Raw genomic sequence first — 18,660 nt, 5'->3', positions numbered from 1 at the left:
AGTGCAAAGAACTAGATCATCACTGTTTACGCGAATCAAGCGCATGCCACGCATCTTCAGCAGCAGCCAATTGTGCTTTACGCTTACTTGAACCAGTACCCTCACCAAGAAACTCATCACCATCAGCATGTGCTAATACCGCGCGAGCTTCGAAAACAGGCGCAAAATCAGGACCCGAAACAGCCATGCGATATTCTGGATCAGGCAATCCCATATCGTGCGCTTTAACTGTAAGAGAAGTTTTCCAATCTAACGCAGGACCTTCTGTTAGAACTTCAGCTAAAGTATCATCAATCAACCTATGAACTACTACTCTCGCTTCATCAATTCCATGCTCAACAAAAGTAGCTCCAATTAAAGCTTCAACGATATCGCATAAAATCGAATCTTTATCGCTACCGCCTTGTTCCATTTCACCGCGGCCAAGCAAAATATACGGACCAACATGCAATTTTTCACGAGCTACAGCCGAAAGAGCCCACTCAGAAACAGCTTTAGCACGCAACTTTGCTAACTGACCTTCAGTCATATCTGGATGCTTAGTGAAAAGAGTTTCCGTAGAAACTAATTCAAGTACAGCATCACCTAAAAACTCTAAACGCTCATAATTTCGCGTACCAGGATGCTCATGAGAAAACGATCTATGCGTTAAAGCTTCGATTAACAAATCTGGTGAAATAGTAGTGCCCAACGCGTTTAAAAGTTCTTGCGAAGGATTCACTTGATTTGCATCATTGTCGTAATGAATTACACCAATATCTTGCTTTTTAGCTTCAGATTGATGTTGATTTCCCATATTTCACTACCCCAATACTCATAAAAGCAATACAAACGCTATAAATACTAAATACTATAAAGAAAAACCCCACCACCCGTCGATGGCAGGGTTTTCATAAATACAACCTACTTGGTGGTGTGTGCTGAGCGAATAGCTTCGCTGTACACACGACCGCGGAAGTTACCGCAGGATGGGCAAGCCATGTGTGGGAATGCCTCAGAACCACAGTTCGGGCAAGTCACAGTCTGCACGGCAGACGCCTTCCAATTAGCGCGACGCGAATGCGTATTAGCACGCGAGGTCTTATACTTAGGCAGTGCCATAATCTTTCCTCTATTTCGTTCGAACGATTGAGCTTAAGCGTTCTGTATATTACAACATGCGCCATACATTCTGCTAAATCTAACTGCTAAATCTGGCTATTAAACACATATTTAGCTCAGATTTAACTCAGCTTTTGCAAGATTTGACTCATCTCTGTTCAGATTTAGTTCAGCTTTAGTTCAGATTCTGTTCAGCTTTGGTTAGATTTGCTCAGCTTTTCTTTAAAACCTTCTAATGCAGCAAAACGAATATCCGTAATATCGTGATGATGATCAGGATGCTCGTTTAAATTTTCTCCGCACTGCGGGCATAATCCCAAACAATCCGGTTCGCACAAAGGCTGCAAAGGCAACTCGCTTACCATAGTATCGCGGATCAAAGCTTCAATATCAGCAAAATCTCCGCCAGCAACTAGAGGATAAACGCAGCCGGAATCATCGTTGTCATCCCATATTTCTGAATCATCTTCAGAATCAGATTTATCCGCGTACTTCCCACCAGCTTTTCCTTTAGAATTACGCTGAGAAGCTTGCAATCGTTGATCATCCTTATATGGGAAAAATACACATACGTCGACTTTCCAATCGCGGCGCAATGGCATTAAGCAGCGCGTGCATTCAGCGTGAACAGGAGCTGTAATACTCCCCTGAAACATAAGTCCGTCCACGACAGAATCGAAATCGCCTTTTACTTGTACGTCGCTTCCAGGTTTTACACCAATAACACTATCCCCTATACCCTCAGGAGCCGGAAACGCGCGGTCAATATGCATACTGTGACCAGCGCGAGCACCCATTTGCGCAACAGGTATAGCCCACAAAGATTTAGATGGATGAGATGTCATTAGTTATTCCTTTCTCCATATCCGTATTCATCTTCATCATCAAGATGAGCTTGAGCACTAATGCCGTCTTGAATGTGAGTAGCGGCTCGACGACGTTCTTCCAAAACGCGCTGTCCTGCTTGCACATCCTGCTCAAGCTTGTCTAACTGCTGCTTCAAGCCTTCCATAACAGTTACACAGTATTGATCTGCTCCATGAGTAAGCTTATCCGACTTTGCTTGTGCGGCTTCCAAAATATTTGCAGCCTTACGACGAGCGAGAGCAGTAACGTTTTCTTGACCAGCCAAATATTGAGCACGATCTTCAGCGTCTGAAACAATCTGAGCTGCCTGAGATTTAGCGGTTGCAACAATAGAACTTGCTTGAGTTTGAGCAGTACGCAAACGACGCTCAGCTTCACGCATTAAAGCTGAAGCGCGCTCCAATTGCACAGGCAACATGTCTTTTAATCGCGAAAGATGATCTTCAAAATCTTCACGACTAATTTTCACCATATCAGCAGAAAATAGAACGCCCTTAGCCTCTGAAAGATTCGACTCCATTACGTCAATAATGTCGTAAACAGTAGTGAACTCAGCTCTGCTCTGTGAACGAGCTTTATCGCTCACATTTGCATTACTATTGCTGGAACTGTAAGAATCATGCGAATCTTCGCCTTCAAAATCCATAGCTCCACCGTCATCGCGCTCACGCAAATCAGGCATAGGGAACAACGGCTTAATAGAAGAATCAGAAGAGTCGGCAGAATCACTATTTTGTTTAGAGCTTTCACTATTTTCATTTGCATCTTCAGAATTATTAGAAGAATCTTCACTGTTATTAGATTTGAGTGAAGCAATAGCGTCTGTTTCAGAATCGTCAGGCTCTACTATAGGATTCAACGGAAGCTTATCCGCTCGAACATCTCTCTCCATAGTATCGTCTTCTTCAAAATCGTCATTTGCTGCATTAACAACATTTTCATCTTCAGTCATCATTGTCTGCTCTCCAGTCTGTTCTCCTCAAAATTTTTCTCTGCAAGCAGTTCATGTAATAAGGGTATTACATTATCTGGAACCATGCCAGTTACATCACCACCGTGACGCGCAACATCCTTTACAACCGAACTGGAAACATGTTCCAAAATCGGATCTGCCGGAAGAAACATAGTTTCAATACCAGCAAGTTTTCGATTAACAAGTGCCATGCCAAGTTCTGCCTCATAGTCACCGTTCTGACGCAAACCTTTAACAATTACTGTAGCACCAACTTTCTTGCAATAATCGGTAACAAGCCCAGTAGTTGACGAAACTACTAACTTTCCGCCATCGCAACAATATTTCGCGTCACTTACAGCATCGCTAATAATTTGAACTCGCTCTTTCTCCGTAAACATAGGCATCTTAGCGGAATTAACTGCAACAAGCACATGAACTTCATCAAAAAGCTTGGTACAACGTTGTATCACATCTAAATGACCGGCTGTAACTGGGTCATAAGAGCCTGGGCACACTGCTATAGTCATATGTTTAGATTAGCACCGACCATGTCACTAATTTACATTTGCGAATATATCTACTTTTAAAATACAATTCTCACCAAAATTAGTGTCAAAATTCGCACCAAAATTTTAGCAAACAGACTACAGACAAACTTCTATCAAAACTTCTATCAAAACTTCTATCAAAACTTCTACAATTATTAATCTTCAGAACGCGGAATACAAATAGAACACAATAGCGCTAAAACAAGCAATATTGCTCCAACCACCATAGAAGACATATAACTTGAAGAAGAAGGAACTAGCTTAATAACACTTTTCGCTGCAGCAACAGAAGCAGAAGAAGCAGCAGAAGCGTGAGCAGCGGAAGAAGAAATAGCAGAAGGATTAACGTTAAAAACTCCCATAACAGCATAAATAATAGCGAAACTTAATCCAGCTCCAAGATTAAACGCTCCAGCATTCATGCCAGGCAAATATCCAGGATTATCTTTAGGTGATAAAACAATTCCCAATCCGTTTAGCATAATATTTACAACGCCTGCGTAACTTATACCTATAAAAACAGATAAAAGAACCAAAGTAAGAATATCAGGATTTTTCATAACAAATATTCCTAACAATAATCCTATTATGCTTACTAAAATACCAGTTCTTAAAACAAGCCTATATCCATATTTTGCAGCTAGAACTCCCGCCCATGGACCAAACAAGAAGCCAACAAGTGCATAAGGCGTAAGAGTTACGAAAGGAACAATAGCTTCCGGCAAACCTATACCACAGAAATTATCTTGAGCAAATTTCAAAACAACGCCATTCATGATTGCAAAAACGCCTGTCATCGTAAATAACGTAGTGCTCAATAAACCCCACGTACGACGCTGCTTCATATAGCGAGTTGAAACCATAGGATTTTTAACATGCTTTTCAATTTGCCAAAAAATTACGAAGAACACTAAAGCCACTATTGCAAGCGCAAGTATAAGTATCCAGCTAGCATTCGAAAGTTTTTGCGATTCGTCAATAGCCATATACGCAGATAAGAACGCGATTCCTAAAGTAACAACACCCCACCAATCCATATTTATATCGTCTGCAACTTTAGATTCTTCTGCGTTATACATAACTAAAAACACTGCTAACAGTGAAACAACAGTCATAATAACGAAAATAGAACGAAAACCACAAATACTAGAAAGCCAGCCGCCAACTAAAGCATCAATCCCAGCTAAGCCTCCATTAATCGAAGTTAGAATCGCCATAAGCTTTGCGTAATGCTTATTATCTTTAATGCGCTCGCGAAGCATAATAAGACACAAAGGCATCATAGGCCCGGATGTTCCTTGCATAACGCGACCTATAGATAGCAAAGTTACATTAGGAGCTAAAGCGGATATAAAACTTCCTGCAACAGTTGCAGTAAGCATGCCTAGCAAAACTTTTTTTCTACCAATATGATCAGCAAGCCTAGGCAAGAATAATGAGAATAATGCCGCAGCTACGAAAAACACAGTTTGCATTAATCCGACTTGCACTTGTGAAATATGTAATTCAGACTCCATCGAGGCAAGAGCCGGAGAAAGCATAGAAATATTTAATTGAAAAGAGAAAATTGACACAAATAATGCAAGCATTAATGCAAAAATAGGATGCTTACTACCTAGCGCACGAGTATTAACGAAAGATTTGCCGTCAGTATTTATATCAGGATTTTCTCTGACAGATTTATTTGCGCCCGTATCACGCACGCTCGTGAATCTTTTCCATGTAGGACAATACTAAATCAGCATCTAAGGATTCATGAACAGCTTCCATAGACTCGGTATTCAACACAGCCGCAGCAACAGCAAATCTACTCGACTTCTTATCGTCAAAGCCAGCATAACGCGCATAAATCAGTGCAGCAGTAGCAGTATCACTAGAACCATTGTCGTTGCCAACAGCTTTAACACCGCCGCGACCGCCATCGCGAGCAACTATCATACGCTGAACATGCTTTACAGACACAGGATAGAACACAATGTCTTCTGAATTGCCATAAACAACACCCTCGCGTCCAGCATTCACAAACACGTGTTTAACTCCACGCTTCAGCAATACTGCAGCGCAGCGAGCAGCAGAACGTCCATCAACAGCAACAATACCAGTAAGAGCTTGAGATTCCGCAGTGTCAAGCACCAGAGTATCTACGCGATTAAGTCTAGAAAGTACGCGCGGAGCTTTTGCGTCAGTAATGGCGCGCACAATAATTGGGCGATTATAGTGATCACACACCCATTCCAAGGATTTTTGCGGAATATTGGTATCCATAATAACCATGTCGGAATTCTCAATAATAGAGTATCTTTCACGCAAAAAATCAGGAGTCATATGATTATAAATACTCATATCATCAAGAGCTAGCAGACGTTGACCTGAAGCGTCGCCAACATACATATAAGATGCAGTCATTAAATCAGGCAATTGCTTTGAATAACCAATATCTAATCCATTAGCGGAAGCATCTATTTTAAAAAGCTCTCCATTATGATCTCCGCCGTAAACAGAAACCATACTTGTGCGAATATTCAATTTTTCAAGAGCGACAGCTATATTTCGTCCAACACCACCAAGCATGTAACGAACACGTGCCTCGTTAGACGTGTAATCCATTAAATCACCACGAGCAACTCCAAGCACATCCATGCTAATGCCACCAATTACTGTGACATAGCTAGGCGGAGTAACGATATACCCTTTTCCACGCAAATAACCTTTACGTATTAAATTAGAAATATGCGCTGCTACACCGGAACGCGTAATACCAGCAAGACTTGCAAGTTCCTGCTGACTAATCATTGGATTTTGCTGAATCCAGGCTAAAATTTGTTGCTCTCTCTCAGTCATCATTGCCTCGTCTCTATACGATTACAACTAGAACTAATAATCACTACTTTCTAGGATATTCACAATACTCAAATCGCACAATAATTAAATCATAAAAATATCAATTACTAATAATTGATCCTCCTCGAGTGAAATCTAATACCGCTCCGCGCAAAGACGTCATTTTATTAAAATCAGATTCGTCTGAAATCAACTTATACGCTTCCTCACGAGCAGAAGCAATAATAGAAGCATCCTGAACTACTCTTAACAATTTAAGACTTGATTTTCCGCCAGATTGTTTATCTCCAAGAACATCTCCAACATTTCGCAATTTCAAATCCTCTTGAGCTATAACAGCTCCATCGCGCGATTTTTCAACTACTTGTAAGCGTTTTTCAGCTACGCTTCCTTCTTGAGCGCACGAAACAAGAAAAGCCCAGGATTGTAAGTTAGCTCGTCCAATTCTGCCTCTTAATTGGTGTAATTGTGCTAATCCAAAACGATCTGCATCAAAAATCACCATGCAACTAGCAGTAGGAACATCGACTCCAACTTCAATAACAGTAGTAGAAACCAATATTGGCGATTCTCCAGAAATAAATTGACGCATTATTTCTTTCTTCTCATCGTCAGTATTTCTACCTGTAAGCTGAACTAAAGAAATATTATTAAATTGCGGAAGCGCAGATAGCCTTTGAAGAATATTGGTAACCGTATGAAGTTTGCGAGGCTGATTATTTTCTTCGCTCACAGGGACACCAATTGAGCCAGCAATCGCAGAGCCGCCATTCGTAGATTCTTCGCTTACAGATCCTTCAGATGAATTTTCGTAATAGTCCCCAGAATATCCTTCAACGAAACTTTCATTACTAATAATCACATCATCAAAAGCATCGTTATCATCTGCAATATTATGCGAATTTTTAGCTCCACGAGCATTAGCATCTAAATCTAACTCTTCATCTTCAATATGCGGGCAAACTATATAAGCTCGCTCACCTGCATCAATTCTCTTTCGAATATGTGAAAACATAGCTGCCATAGTGCGAGAATCATTTTCTTGAACAATAAAAGTACGAACAGGTTTTCTGGAAGCAGGCAATTGTATTAAATAAGATACGTCTAAATCTCCAAACCAAGTCATAGCAGCAGAGCGAGGAATAGGAGTTGCAGTCATAACCAATAAATGCGGAACCGTAGAATTTCCGCCAAAAGAACGCATAAGAGAATTGCGTTGCTCAACGCCAAATCTATGTTGCTCATCTATAACAACTAAAGCTAAATTAGTAGGATTAAAACTTGAAGAAAATGCTGCATGTGTTGCAACTATTATTGCAGGCTCCCCACTTGCAACACTGGCCAAAGCTTTACGACGCTCACTAAGTTTCATGCCACCTGTAACAACAACAAGTTTTACAGAAAGATTCGCGCGAGAAATCATATTTCGCAAATTATCAGCATGCTGCAAAGCTAAAACGTGCGTAGGAGCAACCAAAACAGCCTGTTTCCCAGACCCAACAGCTTGAAGCATAGCGCTCACAGCAACCACTGTTTTACCAGATCCAACTTCTCCCTGTAAAAGTCTTCTCATAGGCTTATTACATGCCATATCTCCAATGATTTCGCCAATAACATCATTCTGGCCTTGAGTAAGTTCGAAAGGCAAAGAGTCTACAAAAGTTTTACGAATATCATCACACTTACAACTTTGAGCAATACAAGATGAATCAGAATTCCTTGCAGACAATATCGCAACTTGCGAAACTAACGCTTCTTCATATCTTAAAGTAGCTAAAGCTTTTTTAAAGTCATCCGTAGATTGCGGATTATGGATTTTTTCAAACGCTTCACTTCTATGCAGCAAATTATGCGAAGCGCGAACTGTCTCTGGGATAATATCCGAAATGTCTTCTTCAAGAGCATTAAGAGAGGCAATAATAGTATCGTGAATATGCTCGCTAGATATACGAGAATTAGCGTGATAAATAGGCATAGGCGAGCTTAACTTTTTAAGACAATCTTCAACGCTATTCTTCTGTTCCGCGCCTTGAAGTAGGTCATGATTGGCGACAGTAATGCGATTAGAATTATCAGCGTTATGCGTATCGCCTAAATTGCTAGAATCATTTACTTGTAAAACATCGGGATGCGTAAATTGCAATCTGTTATTAAATTCGCTAGCAGTTCCTGAAATAACAATTTTTGATCCACTTTTAAACTTATTTAACATCCAATCAACGTATTGTTTTTTCTTAGAAAAATAAACTAAAGTTGCGCTACACAAAATATCGTCAACTACGTTTACTTCTAATCTAAAACCTCTACGCACGTTCATTGGTATAACAGAAACTGAATTTACACATGCCACGAAAACAGCAGAATCGCCATAGCGAATATCACGTAAACGCATAATTCGCATAGGCTCTGTAACGCGAAAAGGATAGTACGTAAGAGCGTCCTTAATACTCACTATTCCTAGCGATTTCAGTGCTGATACCCTACGCTTGTTGCTTATTATTGAAGCAAGCGATGTTTCAAGCGTTACAGACATGCAACTACGCCTTCCCTACTATCAGCGAGCATAGTAATGCTTCACAATCAAGAGTCGGGTTACCGTTAAACGCCAATCGGCGGCGTGCTGTAGCGATTGCATCAACCCTAGAAAGCACATCCTTTATAGATAACTTTTGAGCTAAAGCTTCAATATTTGATTTATACTGCTGATTTATAATCGGAGTCACACCTTGAGCGTTATTAGAAATAACTAACACATCTCTATAAACACTGTCGATAGCATCTAAAGCTCTATTTATAACATCTCGACTTTTACGAGTAACGCGACGTTTAACTTCATCTTTTTTACTCAAAGCAGTATAAGCGCTACGAAGTTTTGTAGGTATGCGATCTTCATTAGAAAGACCATTAATACGCTTAAATTCTTGCTGTTGAAAATCAACCTCTTTTTGAACTTCAACTTCAGCCTGAGTTTTAGCATCGTCAATAATATTCCCAGCTAAAATTATTGCATCACTAGCACTGCTCATACGAAAAATACCGTCGATTAATTCATCTCTATTAACTCGCACTCTCTCATCTTCCGCATACAGCAATGCTTCATCAATATTCCCTTGAGAAATACGCGCAGCCTGATTAGCAATGCGCTCATCAACACCCGTTTTTTCCATTACATATTTCGAAACAGCTGATTCATCTGGCATTGAAAGCGTAACAACTTGCATACGAGATCGAATAGTAGGCAAAACATCGTGAGCGCTAGCAGCACAAACAAGCCACATAGTTCTATCGCTTGGCTCTTCTATCTCTTTTAAAAGCACATTCGTAGTTCGCTCAAGCATTCTGCCAATATCTTCAATAATTATGATTCTCCAAGGAGCAGTGCTTGGCATTTGAGACGATAACGCAACAATATCCCTAACTTCATCAATGCTAATCGTAACTTTATCTGTGCTAAGAACGTTTACGTCTGGATGAGATCCTGCTAAAACTTCCGAAGAAACTTTCGATAAAGTATCGCCTTCTCCGCGATCTTCACTTTCTAAAGCTGCTGCAAAAGCGCGAGCGAGTTTTGTGCAACCACTTCCAGTAGGACCGCAAATAAGCCAGCATTGAGCTATAGAGCTTTTATCTGACAACGCAACTTTTCGTAATCGATCTACTGCATTTTGTTGACCAATTACACAATCCCATACGCTCATATTTAGAATCCTGGATTTTTCAAATCTTTAGATTTTATTAAAGAATCAACATCTTCAGATATAAGATCCGCCAAGCTTTCAGCAGAACAAGTTGCATCTAGTATACGATATCTTTCAGGATCGTTATCTGCTAAATCGATGAATGAATTTCGCGTGCGACGAGCAAATTCTAATCCGGCAGATTCCATGCGATCTGCTTGTCCATGCAATCTTTCAAACGCATCTTCAGCATTCATATCAAGAAGATAAGTGCGATCTGGCCATAGAGAAGACGTGGCCCATTCGCTTAAATCGCGTATATCGTTCATAGTTAATTCTCTGCCACCTGATTGATAAGCAAGAGAAGAGTCGATATAGCGATCTGTTATTACTACAGCTCCGCGTTTTAGAGCTGGCAAAATTACTTCTGCAACGTGTTGAGCGCGATCGGCAGCAAAAAGCAAAGCTTCTGTACGAGAAGAAACATTGCTTCCGTGCAATAATATTTCACGCAATTCCTTGCCTAAAGAAGTGCCACCAGGTTCACGAGTAACAACTACTTCAAGTCCAAGCGATTGCAAATGCTTGCTTAAAGCTTCAACTTGCGTAGTTTTGCCAACACCGTCAATGCCTTCAAACGATATAAATAGGCCTTTGATGCTTTCTTCATGACCACCGCAACCGCAATTTCCGCCGCAAGCGCAACCGCTTGAAAGATCACTGCTTTTAGATGTCATATGCTTCCCTACTTAGTTGTAGCCTTCTTAGTTGCTGCCTTCTTGGTTGTCGTTTTCTTAGTTGCCGACTTCTTAGAAGACGCAGTCTTAGAAGCAGAAGCCTTAGTTGATGTCTTAGAAGCAGTCTTAGAAGCAGTGCGCTTCTTACGTTTTACAGGACCTGCAGCGCGTTTTTGCGCCAGCAAATCAAAAGCTTCCTGCGGCTGGATTGAATCCGGAGTATATTGCTTTGGCAAAGTACGATTAGTTTCGCCATCCGTAATATAAGCTCCATAGAATCCATCTTTAATAACTACAGGCTTGCCGGTTTCAGGATCGTTTCCAAGCTCCCTAAGTGGCGGTTTTGCAGCACCGCGAGTGCGCTTGCCATACTTTGGCTGTGCAAAAATCTCTTTCGCTTCATCCAAAGTCACAGTGAAAATAGCATCTTCACTACCAAGAGAACGCGTCTCCGGCTTAACAGCGTCAGAACTACCATCAGGCTCATAAGATTTAGTCAAATATGGGCCATATCTTCCGTTATTCGCTTCAATACGCACTTTTTGAGATTTGCCGTCTGCGTTAGTTTCTTCATATTCTCCAACTAATCGCGGCAAATTCAATAATTGCAAAGCTTCATCCAAAGTCACAGTCTCAGGATTCATAGTCTTAAACAAAGACGCCATTTTTGGACGCTCTTCAGTTTTCGAAGAATCAGACTTACTAGAATTAGACTTTGAAGAATCTTCAGAATTACCTTTAGTAGAATCCTCAGAATTAGTTGATTGCACTAAAGCAACATACGGTCCAAAACGTCCATTTCTAACTTCTACAGTTCCACCTGTTTGTGCGTCAACACCCAAAACTCGAGGACCTTCAGCATTATTTTCAAGCAAATCATGCGCTACTTCAACTGTTAATTCATCTGGAGCTAAAGTTTCCGGTAAGGAGGCATGACGAGGATTACCTTCCGAATCTAAATTCTTCGAATCCTCCAAATACGGGCCATATCTTCCTACTCGCACGCTTAAGCCATCGCCAATATCAATCGTATTTATTTCACGAGCGTCGATTTCGCCAAGCTCAGCAACCTGTTCTTGCAAACCAACATGCGCTTGCTCAGAAGATTCAGCAGCACCATCTCCGGAACCAAAATAGAATCTTGTAAGCCAATCGCGCCCAGACTCTTCGCCGTGAGCAATACGATCTAATCCATTTTCCATATCTGCCGTGAAAGCATAATCCACATACTTAGGGAAATTAGCTTCCAACAGCTTAATTACAGCAAATGCAAGCCAAGAAGGTATAAGCGCACGTCCACGTTCATAAACGTATCCGCGATCGATAATCGTAGAGATAATAGTTGCATACGTAGAAGGGCGACCAATTTCTTTAGCTTCCAATGTCTTTACCAAAGACGCTTCAGTATATCGAGCTGGAGGCTGAGTTTCATGAGATTTAGCATCTACTTGCAGAGCAGAAAGCACGTCACCGACTTCCATATGCGGCAAAGCAACAGACGCAGAGTCGCCTGAAGAAGAACGTTGCTCACCGGAACGCTGCTCACCGAAAACTTTCATGAATCCAGCAAAAGTCACAACAGTTCCAGAAGACTGGAAAGTCGCCTCTCCTAAATCTCCAGCACTCGCTTTTAACGTAACAGTAGCAGTAAAACCGGTAGCGTCAGCCATTTGCGAGGCAAGAGTCCTCTGCCAAATCAACGTATATAATCTCAATTGATCAGAAGGCAAGGAATCAGCCAACTCTTGAGGGCTACGGAAATGCGCTCCAGCAGGACGTATACATTCATGAGCTTCCTGAGCGCCAGCAGTTTTAGTCGTGTACTGCTTTGGAGTATCTGCTACATATTCGGCACCGTAATATTTACTAGCAGCATCCCTAGCAGCGGCAATAGCTTCTTGCGAAAGAGTTACGGAATCAGTACGCATATACGTAATGTAACCGTTTTCGTACAAAGCTTGCGCAGCACGCATAGTCTGACGAGAACTCATAGATAGTCTATTTCCAGCTGTTTGTTGCAAAGTCGAAGTAGTAAACGGCGGCATTGGACGCCTACGATAAGGCTTCGTATCCATAGCATCTACAACAAAATCAGCCTGCTTTAAAGCATCCGCAATAGATTTTGCATAAGCTTCATCAATAAGAATTACAGAAGAAGAATGAATTGCAGAAGATGAATCCTTGGAATTTTCTAAATCAACTGAATTCGTAGAATCATCCAAATCATCTTGTTCAACTGCATTATTCAAATTTCGCGAGGATACTAATTCACCACGATCGTTGAAATCTTTAGAAGAAGCAACACGCTGATTATTGAACTCAACTAAGCGAGCTTCACAATTAAGATTACTTTCAGAAGAATTATCATTTGTGCTATTAGTATCACTCGTGCTCAGAAGCGCGTTAATATCCCAATATTCAGCTTTCTTAAAAGCCATACGTTCACGTTCGCGCTCAACAATCAATCTCGTAGCGACAGATTGCACGCGACCTGCAGAAAGCCCTGGCCCAACTTTACGCCACAAAACAGGAGAAAGCTCATAACCATATAAGCGATCTAACACACGACGCGTTTCTTGAGCATCAACCATATGATCATCAACATCACGCGTATTAGCAAGAGACGCACAAATAGCATCTTTAGTAATCTCGTGAAAAACCATACGTTTTACGGGAACTTTAGGCTTTAAAGCTTCAACTAAATGCCATGCAATAGCTTCTCCTTCGCGGTCCTCATCAGTTGCGAGGAAAAGCTCATCTGCTTTAGATAAAGCGTGCTTTAAATCCGATACAGTTTTCTTTTTATCCGCACCGACAACATAGTACGGAGCAAAACCATGATTTACATCAACACCAAACTTACCAAAATCAGCCTTACTAGCTGCAGGAATCTGACTTGGCTGAGCTAAATCACGAATGTGTCCAACCGATGCCATAACCGTATAGCCATCGCCCAGATACCCACCAATTTTCCGAGCTTTGGTCGGAGACTCCACAATGACAAGCTTATTTTTATTTGCCATATTCGTCCCTTTCTTTACATCGCATCTTACATTACAAACTTATTTAATTATTGCGTAAATCAATCTCATAACACTTAAAGCGTTAATCATCGCAACACACGTATACAACACTGTTATTTCAGAGTTGCTAATCAACTAAACTTACGCAATAGTTTTCTCATCTACTAACATCTACTATTTATACAACCACTTACAGTACTTTTACAAAACTTTCGTATATTATCTTTAATTTTCACTTGCATATATACAATTTTTCTTACGTTTCTAAACCTTTTAAAAGTCTAAAACGCGCATAAATGTTATACCGTATATACAAAACATTACAACCGTATCACTTAGTAGATAATATTCACGGAATATTACTTACTAGAAGTATCGGATATATTAGCAGATGATAATAGCGCAGACAGCTTATCATCTTGAGATTTTTCTTCGTATTGTGATTTAGCTAACGAAGAAGGAGGCGTTGGAGGCGCACCCACTAATCCCAATCTGCTCAAAGGCGCCGCGCTTGCTTGCCTTAGAACCATTACCACTCCAAAAACTAGTAACGATACGCCTGCAACGGCCCAATAAACCGATAAATACGACACACCTTCAGCCCAACGCGCGAATAATCCAACTCCAGGCAAAATTTGCCATACAAGATATGTAGCGTAAATGCAAAAAAGCAATCCAAAAGTAATCATAGAAGTGCCAATAATTTGCACGCTAACAGAGGACCGACGTGAACCCGGTATATCCATTCCAGATTTTCTAGATGCAGCAAGAGCGAATAACGATGCTGCTCCAACAAGCAATAACGACATGATAACATCCGTCGGCCTGTGCCATTTACCAGCCATAAGAGAATACGCTACAAGACAAGTGAACACAGCTGCTATCAATGCAGTCCACGCTCTAAACGTACGCGTAACACAACATACCAATAGCGCACAAGCACAGGCAACTAGCAAAGTATGACCTGAAGGAGCAGAATTCTTGGCAAGAGTTTCTATATTTACAAGTAATTCTCGAGGAAGTATTTTTTTAAGCGGTTCACTTGAAAGCGATAAAAGCACTATCACTACGCATTGGCCAATAAGCCACCAACGTTTACGAACAATCGCTATTACTAGAGCAATGCACCCAATCAGCACGCTTATAGATACGATTACTACAGATTTTCTTAGAGGAGCGAGCACTAAGCTAAGCCATGAAGGTAAAGCATTTTCGCCAAAACCTTCTATAACCATCTCTTCGTAGCTCTGGCCTAATTGAGTGCGAACAGCCAGCCACCATAAACCAAAAGCAGCAGCGACCATAATCAATCCACAAACAACACACCATATGCGTGTTGAGATTCTAGGATTAGAAAGTAAAGGATCTAAAGGAGACAACGAGTCATCACTTGCGCCGCTAGCCTTACTTCCGTTAATGAAAGTACTTCCGTTAATAGGCTTACTTCCGTTAATAGCCTTACTTTCATTGCTGCCCTTATTTGCATTAGCATTAATAAGTGACGCAATAGAGGATTCGCTAGAGGGCTTAGAAGACAACTTAGCGGAGGACTTAACGGATGACTTAGCGGACTTTCCTGCCATCTTAGACAAATTCTTAGAATCATCAGAATCTCCGGAATCATCTAATTTTTCTGAATCCGCAACAAAACCCACCAGTTCTTCATCGCCAGATTTACGTTTATTCCCAGAATCAACGCCATCAAAATTTGACTTATGCTCATTAGGAAGCTCCGGCAATGGCTCAATATCTTCCAAGCCTTGTAATCCGCGCGGCTGCTTCTTTAATTCCTCACTCATACTTTAGACTTTACGACAGCGTCACACCAAAAACATTCTTATACTAAAACTTTTCTATAAAACTTAGCGGATATTTTAACTAATTTACGTAGTTTTAAGATTTTTCACACTCTTTAGCAGATTGAAATAACCCACTAAATAATTAATTAAGGAAATTCTACTGAAAATATTAAAAGAAACTAACCTATATAAGTCAGTAGCTAGTATGATAAATGTGTTAGTGCTACAAAGCATATGTCATTGATCTTTGCAAACAAGGAGTTTATATGAGTATCCGCGTTGCCATTGCCGGCGTGGGCAATTGCGCTTCGTCGTTGGTTCAAGGTGTGGAATACTATCGTAATGCCGATGATGGCGATAAAATCCCAGGATTAATGCACGCTGTTTTTGGATCATATCGTGTACGAGATATTGAATTTGTTACAGCATTCGACGTAGATGCATTAAAAGTTGGACACGATTTAAGCGAAGCAATCGAAGCTTCACAAAATAATACGATTCGTTTTGCAGATGTGCCGAATCTTGGAGTTGAAGTATTACGAGGACCTACTTACGACGGCTTGGGCGAATATTATCGTCAAATGATTGACGAATCGGAAGCAGAACCAGTAGATGTAGCTCAAGTATTACGCGATAAGCATGTAGATGTTCTTGTTTCTTATCTCCCAGTCGGATCTGAAGAAGCAGATAAAGCCTATGCTACTGCAGCAATGGAAGCCGGATGCGCGTTCGTTAATTGCCTTCCTGTGTTTATTGCTTCAGACCCCGTATGGGCGCAAAAATTCCGTGATGCGGGCGTGCCAATTATTGGCGACGATATTAAAAGTCAAGTAGGCGCAACTATTACACACCGCGTAATGGCTCGACTTTTTGAAGATCGCGGAGTTCGTTTGGACCGCACATACCAGTTGAACGTCGGCGGAAACATGGACTTTATGAATATGCTTCAGCGTTCAAGATTGGAATCTAAGAAGATTTCTAAGACTCGCGCAGTGACATCGATTGTTCCGCATGAAATGGATGAGCATAACGTGCATATTGGCCCATCTGATTATGTTGCTTGGCTTGATGATAGAAAATTCGCTTTCGTTCGTTTGGAAGGAACTACTTTTGGTGACGTTCCGCTGAATTTGGAATATAAGCTTGAAGTATGGGATTCGCCAAATTCCGCAGGTATTGTAATCGATGCTGTTCGTGCTGCAAAGATTGCTTTGGATCGTAAGCTTTCTGGCCCGATTTTGGCACCAAGCTCTTACTTTATGAAGTCTCCAGCTGTTCAGCATGAAGACAGCGAGGCTCGCGAATTAGTTGAACGCTATATTGCATGTGAAGTTGAAGCGGATGAATCTCAACTTAATGCAGATTTAGAATCCGCTAAAGAGCATGGCAAAAGCGTATGGCGCGCCTAAAATTTTAATTTACTCGACAACTAGCAAAAATCGTGTAATATAGATAAAGCCTCCGTGTGGCATTAAGTCACCCAATCCCCCCAGGGCAGGAATGCAGCAAGGGTAAGTGGCCTCTGATGGGTGCGCGGAGGTATTTTTGTATCTTTAAACATAAATTCAAGGCCTGGCATTAACTTGGATGACATGACTGTACGTAATAATGGGCATTCTGAAAACACAACCCAGCACAACACGCGCAATAAAAACGTATACAGATCTAGTTCAAACCGCAATTCAAACCACAATTCAAACCGCAATTCAAACCACAATTCAAACCGCAGAGCAACAACTTATAAATCTAAAAATCACAAAATAACAAATCAAAAATCACAAAATCGTAAATCGCAAAATCATAGTCTAAACAAGACTTGGCGAAAAAGACACCCATTCATATTCTGGATAATTATCTTATTTACTTTCTTTACGCTTCTTGCATCACTGTCGTTCGCATACTTGTATTACACAACTAATATTCCGCAGCCAGACAAAATCGCCATGGCAGATAAAACAAAGGTTTACTACTCAGACGGAAAAACTGAAATAGGATCTTTCGCAGAACAAAATCGTGAAATAATAAACTGTTCCCCACTTCCAAAATATGTTGGAAACGCAATAGTTGCATCAGAAAATCGCTCTTTTTACAAAGATAACGGCATTGACATAAAAGGAATCGGACGCGCTCTTATACACAACGCTACAAAACGCGACCGTTGGGGCGGATCCACAATCACGCAACAATACGCCGAACGCTATTATCTTGGGGAAACAAAAACTTATTTAGGAAAACTAAAGGAAGCAATACTCGCTTTAAAAATCGCACAAACTCAAGATAAAAACACAGTTTTATGCAATTATATGAACACGATTTATCTTGGGCGCGGAGCATACGGAATTCAAGCAGCAGCAAAAGCATACTTTGGCGTAGAAGCAAAGGATATGACTTTAGCGCAATCAGCACTATTAGCCGGAATAATCCCAGCTCCTAGCAGTTGGGATCCTGCTGTAGGCCTTAAAGAAGCCAAAATGAGATTCAACCGTGTGTTAAATATTATGGAAAAAGATGGTTATATAACGCATAAAGAGCGTGCTAAAACCGCTTTCCCGAAAACACTTAATCAAAAAACTCAAAATATTTATGGCGGACCAAACGGATACTTATTAAACATGGTTCGAGAAGAACTTACTAGCAGCGGAAGTTTTACTAAAGACGACTTGGATACTGGCGGATATCGAATTATAACAACTGTAGACAAAGCCAAACAAGATCTTATGTTTAAAGTGGCAAGTCCTTCTCAAATTATGAGCGGTATGCTTCCAAGAGGAATGCAAGTAGGATCAATGTCTGTAAATCCTAAAGACGGCTCAATTATTTCGCTTTACGCTGGGGACGATTATGTTAAAAAACCTTTAAATAACGCAACTCAAGCACTTTATGAGCCTGGATCGACTATGAAACCATTCGCTCTTATGGCAGCAATTCAAGCTGGAATGAATCTTAATACGCTTTTTAACGGAGATTCTTCACTGAAATTTGACGGCATACGAAATCCAGTTAACAACTTTGCGAACATAAGTTACGGAACAATTGACATGTATCAGGCAACAGCTAAATCCGTAAACACACCATACATGGCTTTACAACAAAAGTTAGGCACACACGTAAT

14 protein-coding genes and 1 other RNA gene are annotated in these 18,660 nt (G+C 40.8%); 3 read left to right on the top strand and 12 right to left on the bottom strand.

All coding sequences use genetic code 11. From position 1 onward, the window contains the following. Nucleotides 1-19: 19 nt before the first annotated feature. From rnc to BFS05_RS05755, 12 genes are all read right to left on the bottom strand, one after another. The gene (rnc, locus tag BFS05_RS05810; protein WP_103085025.1) at nucleotides 20-796 is read right to left on the bottom strand and encodes a ribonuclease III; all 777 of its coding nucleotides are present in this window, start codon (nucleotides 794-796) and stop codon (nucleotides 20-22) included. A gap of 107 nt (nucleotides 797-903) precedes the next feature. After that, nucleotides 904-1,101, bottom strand: coding sequence for a 50S ribosomal protein L32 (rpmF, locus tag BFS05_RS05805; protein ID WP_103085024.1), 198 nt, complete (start codon nucleotides 1,099-1,101; stop codon nucleotides 904-906). A 191-nt stretch (nucleotides 1,102-1,292) separates the two neighbouring features. Beyond that, nucleotides 1,293-1,946 carry a YceD family protein gene (locus BFS05_RS05800; RefSeq protein WP_103085023.1) on the bottom strand — a complete coding sequence of 218 codons (654 nt, stop codon included), beginning with the start codon at nucleotides 1,944-1,946 and terminating at the stop codon, nucleotides 1,293-1,295. Beyond that, nucleotides 1,946-2,923: an ATP synthase subunit B family protein gene (locus tag BFS05_RS05795; protein WP_421777354.1), complete on the bottom strand. Its 978-nt coding sequence runs from the start codon at nucleotides 2,921-2,923 to the stop codon at nucleotides 1,946-1,948. The genes BFS05_RS05800 and BFS05_RS05795 overlap by 1 nt, the downstream gene beginning before the upstream one ends. After that, entirely contained in the window at nucleotides 2,920-3,450 is a 531-nt protein-coding gene (coaD, locus tag BFS05_RS05790; RefSeq protein ID WP_103085022.1) for a pantetheine-phosphate adenylyltransferase, read from the bottom strand. The genes BFS05_RS05795 and coaD overlap by 4 nt, the downstream gene beginning before the upstream one ends. Before the next feature lie 176 nt (nucleotides 3,451-3,626). Continuing rightward, entirely contained in the window at nucleotides 3,627-5,060 is a 1,434-nt protein-coding gene (locus tag BFS05_RS05785; protein WP_103085047.1) for an MFS transporter, read from the bottom strand. Nucleotides 5,061-5,166: 106 nt separating this feature from the next. Next, complete coding sequence (locus BFS05_RS05780) at nucleotides 5,167-6,312, bottom strand: PfkB family carbohydrate kinase (RefSeq protein WP_103085021.1); 1,146 nt, start codon at nucleotides 6,310-6,312, stop codon at nucleotides 5,167-5,169. Between the two features lie 100 nt (nucleotides 6,313-6,412). Further along, the gene (locus tag BFS05_RS05775; protein WP_103085020.1) at nucleotides 6,413-8,845 is read right to left on the bottom strand and encodes an ATP-dependent DNA helicase RecG; all 2,433 of its coding nucleotides are present in this window, start codon (nucleotides 8,843-8,845) and stop codon (nucleotides 6,413-6,415) included. Nucleotides 8,846-8,849: 4 nt separating this feature from the next. Then, on the bottom strand, nucleotides 8,850-10,010 hold the full coding sequence (locus BFS05_RS05770; protein WP_103085019.1) for a DNA polymerase III subunit delta': 1,161 nt from the start codon (nucleotides 10,008-10,010) through the stop codon (nucleotides 8,850-8,852). 2 nt (nucleotides 10,011-10,012) lie between these two features. After that, nucleotides 10,013-10,726 (bottom strand): dTMP kinase, encoded by a 714-nt coding sequence (gene tmk / locus BFS05_RS05765; RefSeq protein WP_103085018.1) that lies wholly within the window; start codon nucleotides 10,724-10,726, stop codon nucleotides 10,013-10,015. An 8-nt stretch (nucleotides 10,727-10,734) separates the two neighbouring features. Beyond that, nucleotides 10,735-13,749 carry a type I DNA topoisomerase gene (topA, locus tag BFS05_RS05760; RefSeq protein ID WP_103085017.1) on the bottom strand — a complete coding sequence of 1,005 codons (3,015 nt, stop codon included), beginning with the start codon at nucleotides 13,747-13,749 and terminating at the stop codon, nucleotides 10,735-10,737. A 359-nt stretch (nucleotides 13,750-14,108) separates the two neighbouring features. Further along, nucleotides 14,109-15,548, bottom strand: a complete 1,440-nt coding sequence (locus BFS05_RS05755; protein ID WP_258004275.1) for a phosphatase PAP2 family protein — start codon at nucleotides 15,546-15,548, stop codon at nucleotides 14,109-14,111. A 266-nt stretch (nucleotides 15,549-15,814) separates the two neighbouring features. On the opposite strand from BFS05_RS05755, the gene BFS05_RS05750 reads away from it, so the two are divergent. From BFS05_RS05750 to BFS05_RS05740, 3 genes are all read left to right on the top strand, one after another. Then, nucleotides 15,815-16,957, top strand: coding sequence for an inositol-3-phosphate synthase (locus tag BFS05_RS05750; protein ID WP_103085016.1), 1,143 nt, complete (start codon nucleotides 15,815-15,817; stop codon nucleotides 16,955-16,957). A gap of 43 nt (nucleotides 16,958-17,000) precedes the next feature. After that, an RNA gene (gene ffs, locus BFS05_RS05745) (signal recognition particle sRNA small type) lies at nucleotides 17,001-17,097 on the top strand. A gap of 43 nt (nucleotides 17,098-17,140) precedes the next feature. After that, nucleotides 17,141-18,660 (top strand): transglycosylase domain-containing protein (locus BFS05_RS05740; protein ID WP_146026737.1); only part of this gene is annotated, 1,520 nt, incomplete at its 3' end.

Origin of the sequence: Gardnerella coleohominis (assembly GCF_002896555.1) — a bacterium.
GTDB classification, from domain to species: domain Bacteria; phylum Actinomycetota; class Actinomycetes; order Actinomycetales; family Bifidobacteriaceae; genus Bifidobacterium; species Bifidobacterium vaginale_F.
This window is presented reverse-complemented; position numbering and strand designations above follow the sequence as displayed.